The 9,419-nt window shown below is 71.2% G+C and carries 2 protein-coding genes; both read right to left on the minus strand.

Annotated elements, in window-relative coordinates; all coding sequences use genetic code 11:
* Nucleotides 1-1,820 (minus strand): type I polyketide synthase (locus NP777_RS46100; RefSeq protein ID WP_256656188.1); only part of this gene is annotated, 1,820 nt, incomplete at its 3' end.
* 71 nt (nt 1,821-1,891) lie between these two features.
* Nucleotides 1,892-9,388 (minus strand): type I polyketide synthase, encoded by a 7,497-nt coding sequence (locus NP777_RS46105; protein WP_256656189.1) that lies wholly within the window; start codon nt 9,386-9,388, stop codon nt 1,892-1,894.
* Nucleotides 9,389-9,419: the final 31 nt, after the last annotated feature.

Raw genomic sequence — 9,419 nt, forward strand, 5'->3', positions numbered from 1 at the left:
TCCACAAACGGCCCCAACGCCGCCGCACACTCACCCAACCGCTCCGCGAACACCGGCGAAGACTCCAACAACCCCGCAGCCATCCCCACCCACTGCGACCCCTGACCCGGAAACACCAACACCGCACGACCATCGCCACCCGCGACCACACCCCGCACCAGCCCTGGAGCACCGATGCCCTCAGCCAGCGCACCCAAGCCCTCAACCAAAGCCGCGCGCTCGGACCCCAACACCACCGCACGATGCTCAAACGCACTACGCGTCGTCGCCAGAGAGAACCCGACATCGGTGAGGACGGCCCGAGCCCCGAGTTGGGCGAGCAGCCCCTCGGCCTGGGCACGCAGCGCGCTCTCGGACTTCCCCGAGACCGGCCACGGCACGATGCGGGAGGGCAGTTGCCCTGTCTCCTCCGGCGCTTCGCCCCCCGGGTCGGCCGGAGGCGCCTGCTCCAGCACCACATGGGCGTTGGTGCCGCTGATCCCGAATGACGAGACACCCGCCCGACGGGGCTCATCGCCCTCCGGCCACGGCGTGGCCTCGGTGAGCAACCTCACCCCACCCGCCGACCAGTCCACGTGCGGCGATGGCTCGTCGACGTGCAGGGTCTGCGGCAGCAGCCCGTGCCGCATCGCCTGCACCATCTTGATCACGCCGGCCACACCCGCCGCCGCCTGCGTATGACCGATGTTGGACTTGATGGAGCCGAGCCACAGTGGCCGCTCCTCGAGCCGATCCTGCCCGTACGTGGCCAGCAGCGCCTGCGCCTCGATCGGGTCGCCCAACGTCGTTCCCGTGCCATGCGCCTCGACGACGTCCACCTGCTTGGCGGAGAGTTTGGCGTCGGCCAGGGCCTGGCGGATCACCCGCTGCTGGGAGGGGCCGTTGGGGGCGGTGAGGCCGTTGCTCGCACCGTCCTGATTGATGGCGGAGCCGCGTACCACGGCCAGCACCGGGTGACCGTTGCGCCGCGCGTCGGAGAGCCGTTCCAGCAGCAGCATGCCCACGCCCTCACCCCAGCCCGTGCCGTCGGCGGCCGCCGCGAACGGCTTGCAGCGGCCGTCCGGCGCCAGCCCGCGCTGACGGCTGAACTCCACGAAGGTTCCGGGGGTGGACATCACCGTGACGCCACCCGCGAGGGCGAGTGTGCACTCCTGGCGCCGAAGGGCCTGACCGGCCCAGTGCAGGGCCACCAGGGACGAGGAGCACGCGGTGTCAACGGTGACCGCCGGGCCCTCCAGGCCCAGGGTGTAGGCCACCCGGCCGGAGGCGATGCTGCCCGCGGTGCCGTTGCCCAGGTAGCCCTCCACACCTGCGGGCAGCGAGGGCAGACCGGTGCCGTAGTCGTGGTACATCACGCCGGTGAAGACACCGGTCTTGCTGCCCCGCACCGACTCCGGGTCGATACCGGCCCGCTCGAACGCCTCCCAGGCCGTCTCCAGCAGCAGCCGCTGCTGGGGGTCGGTCGCGAGCGCCTCGCGCGGGGACATCCCGAAGAACGCCGGGTCGAAGTCACCGGCGCCGTGCAGAAAGCCGCCCTCGCGCGCATAGCTCTTGCCGACCGCGCCCGGGTCGGGGTCGTACAGCCCCTCCACATCCCAACCGCGGTCCTCGGGGAAGCCCGAGATGGCGTCCTCACCGGCGGCCACCGACCGCCACAGTTCCTCGGGCGAACGTAGCCCGCCCGGGTAGCGGCAGCTCATCGCCACGATGGCGATCGGCTCGTGGTCCGCGGACTCCGCTTCCTGGAGGCGCTGACGCGTCTGGTGGAGTTCGGCAATGACTCGCTTGAGGTAATCCCGGAGTTTGTCTTCGTTGCTCATCGAGCTTTCCCAATCACAAGGCTGTCGGCGGATTGCGGAGGGGGTATCGCTTCAGATCGCTTCGGATCGCTTCAGAGAATTCCGAGATCCTCGTCCACCATCTTGAAGAGATCGCCATCCGTCGCCGATTCGAGTTGGTCGACGAGAGCAGCGCTGCTGCTCGGGACTTCCTGTGCGTCGCCGTACTTTGCCAAGAGCTCCCGCAGACGTGACACCACATCGGTGCGGCCGATCTCCTCCCAGGTCATCGCGGACAGACCGGCTTCGAGCTGATCGAGACCCACGGATACGGGCACCGAGGTGGCGGCGGATCCGGCGTCCCTCGCCAGCTCGTGGTGCAGGTGCTGGGCCAGGGCAGTCGGGGTCGGGTGGTCGAAGACCAATGTCGCGGTCAGACGCAGTCCGGTCACCGCGCCGAGCCGGTTGCGCAATTCCACCGCCGTCAGCGAATCAAAGCCGAAATCCTTGAAGGCGCGGCCCGGTTCCACGGTTTCCGGACCGCCGTGGCCCAGTACCGCGGCGACATTGCGCCGTACCGTGTCCAGCACCAGGCGTTCGCCTTCCGCATACGAGGCTCCGGCCAGGCGAGCCCGCAACGCCTCCGCCGCTCCGGCCGCCCCGGCCGCTCCGGTGGATTCCGCAGCCACCCTGCGGGCGGGCACGCGCACCAACTCACGCAACAGATAAGGCACTTCGGCGATGCCGTCGGGTGCGGCGGACCTCCAGACCGCCGTGTTCAACCGTGCGGCGGCGATGACCGGGCCATCGCTCGCGCAGGCGGCGTCGAACAGTGCGAGCCCCTCGGCCGACGACAGGGCGGAGATGCCGACCTGGTCCATGCGCCGCCTGTCCACCTCGGCCAGCCCCGCGGTCATCCCGCTGTGTTCCTCCCACAGGCCCCAGGCCAGCGACAGGCCGGGGAGTCCGTGCGCCCGGCGCTGCGCGGCCAGCCCGTCGAGGAAGGCGTTGGCGGCGGCGTAGTTGCCCTGTCCGGCGGCCCCGAACATCCCCGCCACCGAGGAGAAGACCACAAACGCCGACAGGTCGAGCCCGGCCGTCAGCTCATGCAGGGCGAGTGCCGCCTCCGCCTTCGGTCGCAGCACGGTGTCCAGCCGCTCCGGAGTCAACGACGCGATCACGCCGTCGTCCAACACGGCGGCGGCGTGGACGACACCCTTGAGCGGATGGGCGGCGGGGATGTCCGACAACACCGCGCCGAGGGCGTCCCGGTCGGCCACGTCGCAGGCGGCCCAGGTCACCGACGCCCCGGCCGAGGCCAGCTCATCGGCCAGCTCGGCCGCGCCCGCGGCCGCCGAGCCCCCGCGGCTGAGCAGCACCAGATGCCGCACACCGTGGTCGGCCACCAGGTGCCGGGCCAGCAGACCGCCCAGGGTGCCGCTGGCCCCGGTGATGAGGACCGTGCCCTCGGGGTCCCATGTCGCCGAAGCGCCCTGTTCCGCCTCCCCGTCGGCTCGGACCAGCCTCGCCGCCAGTACCCGCCCTCCGCGTACGGCCAACTGCGGCTCGCCCGAGGTGAGGGCGGCGGCCAGCGGAACGGAGCCGAGCTCCTTGGGTTCGTCCACGTCGAGAAGGAGCAGTCGGCCGGGGTGTTCTGCCTGCGCGGACCGCGCCAGGCCCCATACCGCCGCCCCTGCCAGGTCGGCCAGGCCCTCGGTGGAGGTGGTGGCCACGGCGCCACGAGTGGTGATGACCAGGCGGGAGTCGGCGAACCGCTCCTCGGCCAGCCACTCTTGCGCCCACTCCAGCGCCTGGTGCGCCGCGCCACGCAGACCCTGGTGGGTGTCGCCACCGATGCCGGTCGCGGAGGCCAGCAGGACCCACTCCGGCAGGGGTTCGCCCTCGGCGCCGGACCGGGCGAGGGCCTCCAGATCAGCGTGGGTTCGCACCTGCCAGCCCGCCGCCCGCAGCGCCACGGCCGGCTCGCCGTCCTCCTCTCCGATCACCGCACAGCGGGCAGTGGACGGCGCGTCGGCCGGGAGCGGCATGGCGTTCCACCGCAGGCGGTACAGCGACTCATGGGAGGTGCCGCGCGCGGCGTCGATCTGTTCGGCGGAGACCGGGCGCGTCACCAGCTCCGCCACCGAGGCCATCGGCCGGCCCGTCTCGTCGGCCACGGCGAGCGACAGGCCGTCGGCCCCGGCCGCCGCCAGTCGTACGCGGACCGTGGTCGCACCGGCGATGTGCACCGACACCCCGTTCCAGGCGAACGGCAAACGGACCCGCTCCGCGTCCGAGGCCACCAGGCCACCGGGTCCCGCCATATGGAGGGCGGCGTCGAGCAACGCGGGGTGCACACGGAAGCGCGCGGCGTCCGGCCGCTGCTCCTCGGCCAGTGCCACCTCGGCGAACACCTCGGTGCACGACTCGCCTTCGCGCCGCCAGGCGGCCCGCACACCCTGGAACGCCGGTCCGTACGCGAGCCCGCCCAGCGCGAAGCGCTCGTACATGCCAGTGATGTCGATCGCCTCGGCATCCGCGGGCGGCCACACGCTCAGCTCGGCCGGGATCGCCACCTCCGGCCCCTCGGCCTGGGTCAGGACGCCGGTGGCGTGGCGCGTCCAGGGTCCGTCCTCATCAGCGGATTCCTGCCGGGAGTAGACGGTGACGGGCCGGCCGCCGTCGTCATCGGCTCCGGCCACCAGCACCTGGAGCTGAATCGCACCACGTTCGGGAAGGACCAGCGGCGCTTCCAGCACCAGGTCGTCCACCTGGTCACAGCCGAAACGGCCACCGGCGTGCAACGCCAGATCCACGAAGGCCGTCCCCGGCACCACCACCGAGCCCAGCACGGCGTGGTCGGTCAGCCAGGCGTGGGTACGCGCGGACAGCCGACCGGTGAACAGGCATCCATCGGAGTCTGGCAGCCTCACGGCGGCGCCGAGCAGGGGATGTTCCTCGGACCGCAGTCCCACCGAGGCCACGTTGCCCGCCGCCCCACCGGCCTCGAGCCAGTACCGCTTCCGCTGGAAGGCGTAGGTCGGCAGCTCCACGTGGCGTACGGGAGCCGGCGCCGGCAACGCCGTCCAGTCCACCGGGACGCCTCGCACGAAGATCCGAGCCACTGCCTCCTGGAGCGTGGCGCTCTCGCCTCGGCCGCTGCGCAGGGCGGAGACGTACTCGACGTCCGGCGCGCACTCCTGTCCCATGCCGGAGAGCACCCCGTCCGGCCCCAGCTCCAGGGATGTCGTCACACCGGCCTCCGCGAGAGCCGCCATGCCGTCGGCGAACCGCACGGTCTCGCGGACGTGCCGCACCCAGTACTCGGCCGAGCACAGCGCCTCGGGGTCAGCGATCAAGCCCGTCACGTTCGATACGACGGGGATGCGGGGAGGCGCGTACGACAACCCCTCGGCCACCCGGCGGAACTCCGCCAGCATCGGCTCCATCAGGGGCGAGTGGAACGCATGCGAAACGCGCAGCCGCTTGGTCTTGACGCCCTGGGCATCAAACCGCCCGGCGACCTCCGTCACCGCTTCTTCCACGCCGGAGATCACGGTCGAGTACGGACCGTTGACCGCCGCCACACTCACCTCGGTCTCTCGCCCGGCCAGCAACGGGATCACATCCGCCTCGGCGGCCTGCACCGACACCATGACTCCACCCGAGGGCAGCGCCTGCATCAACCGCCCACGAGCCGCCACCAGCGCACACGCGTCCTTGAGCGCGAGCACCCCCGCCACATGCGCCGCCACCAGCTCACCGATCGAATGCCCGGCCACGAAGTCGGGCCGCACACCCCACGACTCCACCAGCCGGAACAGCGCCACCTCCACCGCGAACAACCCACACTGCGTGAAGACGGTCTCATCCAGACCCTCCACGTCCCCACGGACCACCTCCCGCAGCGGACGCTCCAACACCCCGTCGAACTGCCCACACACCTCATCGAAGACATCCGCGAAGACCGGGAACGCCTCGCACAGCTCCAGTCCCATACCGACCCGCTGACTGCCCTGACCCGAGAACAACACCGCCAGCTTCCCCGGCACCGCGGAGCCCCGCACCACACCGGCCGCCGGTACGTCCTCCACCAGCGCTTCCAGCCCGGCCACGAAGCCCTGACGGTCACCGGCCAGCACCACCGCCCGGTGCTCGAACGTCGATCGCGTGGTCACCAGCGACGAGGCCACATCCGCGACCGCCGCCTCGGCGTCCAGCTCCCCACGCACGGACGACAGCAGCCGCTCCGCCTGCGCCCACAGCGCACCCTCGGACTTCGCGGACACCACCCACGGCACGAGTCCCGACCCTGCGGGACCGTCCGTCACCGGCTCGGCGGCACGCCGCTCCTCCGGGGCCTGCTCCACGATCACATGCGCATTGGTCCCACTGGCGCCGAACGAAGAGACACCCGCACGCCTCGGGTGGCCCGTCTCCGGCCATTCCGTGGCATCCGTGAGCAACCGCACCGCGCCCTCGGACCAGTCCACGTGCGGCGATGGCTCATCGACGTGCAGCGTCTTCGGCAGAACGCCATGCCGCATCGCCAGCACCATCTTCATCACACCCGCCACACCGGCAGCCGCCTGCGTATGGCCGATGTTCGACTTGATCGAGCCGAGCCACAGCGGCCGCTCCTCGGTGCCCCGCTCGCGTCCGTAGGTCGACAGCAGTGCCTGTGCCTCGATGGGATCGCCGAGTGTCGTACCCGTGCCATGTGCTTCGACCGCGTCCACCTCGGCGGCCGACAGCCCAGCACTCGCCAGCGCGGCCCGGATGACCCGCTGCTGCGACGGGCCGTTGGGGGCCGTCAGTCCGTTGGACGCGCCGTCCTGATTGACGGCGGACCCCCGGACGACGGCAAGCACCCGGTGGCCGTTGCGCCGTGCGTCCGAGAGCCGCTCCAGCAGAAGCACACCGACGCCCTCGGAGAACCCCGTACCGTCCGCGGCCCCCGCGAACGCCTTGCAGCGACCGTCGGCCGACAGTCCCCGCTGACGGCTGAACTCCACGAAAAGGGCCGGGGTCGACATCACCGTCACACCACCGGCGAGCGCGAGCGAGCACTCCCCCTGGCGCAGCGACTGAGCCGCCAGATGCAGCGCCACCAGCGACGACGAGCAGGCGGTGTCCACCGTCACCGCGGGCCCTTCGAACCCGAAGGTGTAGGAGACCCGGCCCGAGGCGATGCTGCCGGCGGTGCCGTTGCCGATGTAGCCCTCGACTCCTTCCGGCACCGTGGCCGAGCCGTAGTCGTGGTGCATGATTCCGGCGAAGACGCCGGTCTGGCTGCCGCGCACCGATGCCGGGTCGATACCGGCCCGCTCCAGCGCCTCCCACGACGTCTCCAGCAGCAGTCGCTGCTGCGGATCCATCGCCAGCGCCTCACGCGGCGAAATCCCGAAGAACTCCGGATCGAAGTCGCCCGCGTCGTACAGGAAACCACCCTCACGCGCATACGCCGTGCCCCGGTGATCGGGATCTGGGTGATACAGACCCTCCAGGTCCCAGCCGCGATCGTCCGGGAAACCGGCGATGGCGTCTCCGCCACGGGCCAGCAGCCGCCACAGCTCCTCGGGGGACTTCACCCCACCCGGGAAGCGGCAGCTCATGCCCACGATGGCGATCGGCTCGTCCTGGGAGGTGGCCACCGACACACGGCGTCCCGCGTCGGCGGCCACCTCGCCACTCCCGCCGAGCAGCTCATCACGGAGATACCGGGCGAGCACCAGGGGCGAGGGGTAGTCGAAGACGAGGGTGGCGGGCAGGCGCAGCCCGGTGGCCGTGTTCAGCCGGTTGCGCAGCTCGACGGCTGTCAGCGAGTCGAACCCTAGCTCCTTGAACGCCTTCTCCGGCTCGACCTGCTCCACACCGGAGTAGCCGAGCACCGCGCCGACCCCGCCACGCACGAGATCCAGCAGCGTCTGCTCCTGCTCGGCCTCGGAAAGCCCCGCGAGCCGGACGAGTTCACCCTGAAGGGCTGGGTCCATGCCCGGCGCGGCGTCCGCGAGGGCCCTCCGCGAGGGGGTACGCACCAGACGCCGGAGCAACGGCGGTACGGCCCCGGCCCCACCACGGAGCGCGGCCGGGGCGATCCGCACGGGAACCAGCAGCGACTGGTCCATGGCGCCCGCCGCGTCGAGGAGCGCAAGACCCTCGTCCGACGACAGCGGGATGACGCCGCCACGCTCCATCCGGGCGACGTCGGCATCGGCGAGGTGGCCGGTCATATCGCTGCGTTCGGCCCAGAAGCCCCAGGCCAACGACACCCCGGCGAGCCCACGCGCCCGACGCCGCGCCGCCAGAGCGTCCAGGAACATATTCGCCGCCGCGTAGTTCCCCTGCCCCGCCGCGCCAAAGGTGGCAGCAGCGGACGAGAACATCACGAACGCCGACAGATCCAGATCCCGCGTCAACTCATCCAGATGCACCGCCGCGTCGACCTTCGGCCGCAGCACCGCGTCAATGCGCTCCGGTGTCAACGACTCCACGACGCCGTCGTCCAGTACACCGGCCGCATGCACCACACCACGCAATGGACGATCCGCCGGGATGCGCGCCAGCACCCCGGCCAACGCCGCACGGTCGGCGACATCGCAGGCCGCCATGGTCACCGACGCGCCCAACTCCGCCAGCTCCGCCTCCAACTCCACCGCGCCAGCAGCCTCCCGACCCCGCCGAGAGACCAGGACCAGATGCCGCACCCCCCGCTCAGCCACCAAATGCCGCGCCACCAAACCACCCAACGTGCCAGTGGCCCCGGTCAACAACACCGTGCCCTCCGGATCCCACCCAAAGCCCAACCCACCAACCTCAGCAGAAGCCGCAGGAGCAACGGCACGCGACAGCCGCGGCACCAGCACACCCCCGGACCGCACAGCCACTTGAGACTCACCGCACCCCAGCACCACCTCGAACACACCGGCCGACACCTGCACATCATCCACATCCACCAGCACAAACCGATCCGGATGCTCAGCCTGCGCCGACCGCACCAAACCCCAAACCACGGCAGCCGCCACATCCGGCACACCCTCACCCAGTACGGCCGCCACCGCACCCCGCGTCACCACCACCAACCGCGAACCAGCAAACCGCTCCTCAGCCAACCACCCCCGCACCACGCCCAGAGCACGGTGCGCGAGGTGGCGCGTGGCGGACGGAAGATCCCGCGCACCCGAATCCGACTCGGACCCACATGTCACGAGGACGACATCCGGGGAGCCGGCCAGGGAGGCAAGCTCCTGGCCGCTCACTACGTCCTGCCCCGCTGCCTCCAAGGCGGCGGCGAGGCCGAGATCGTCCGCTCCGGCTATCGCCCACTGAGCCTGAGATGCCGCCCCCTGCATGCCCTCTGTGGGCACGCGATCCCACTCCACGGTGAACAGCGAGTCCCTGGCCACCTGCGAGGATCCGGTGAGCTGCTCGGGCGCCACCGGTCGCCCCACGAGAGAGTCGACCGAGGCCACCGGCACTCCGTCGGCGTCCGCCACCAGCACCGAGATCCCCTCGGGGCCCGACGGCGACAGGCGCACCCGCAGCGCTGTCGCACCCGTGGCGTACAGGGAGACACCCGTCCAGGCGAACGGCAGACGAGCGGGCCCCATCTCCTCGCCATCCGGGCCCACCCCGGCCATA

Origin of the sequence: Streptomyces rugosispiralis, from assembly GCF_024505145.1 — a bacterium.
GTDB lineage: Bacteria > Actinomycetota > Actinomycetes > Streptomycetales > Streptomycetaceae > Streptomyces > Streptomyces rugosispiralis.

Bases quoted from the DNA above. Each gene is read 5' to 3' on its own strand.
- NP777_RS46105 (WP_256656189.1), bottom strand. From the start codon at position 9,388: ATGGGGCCCGCTCGTCTGCCGTTCGCCTGGACGGGTGTCTCCCTGTAC.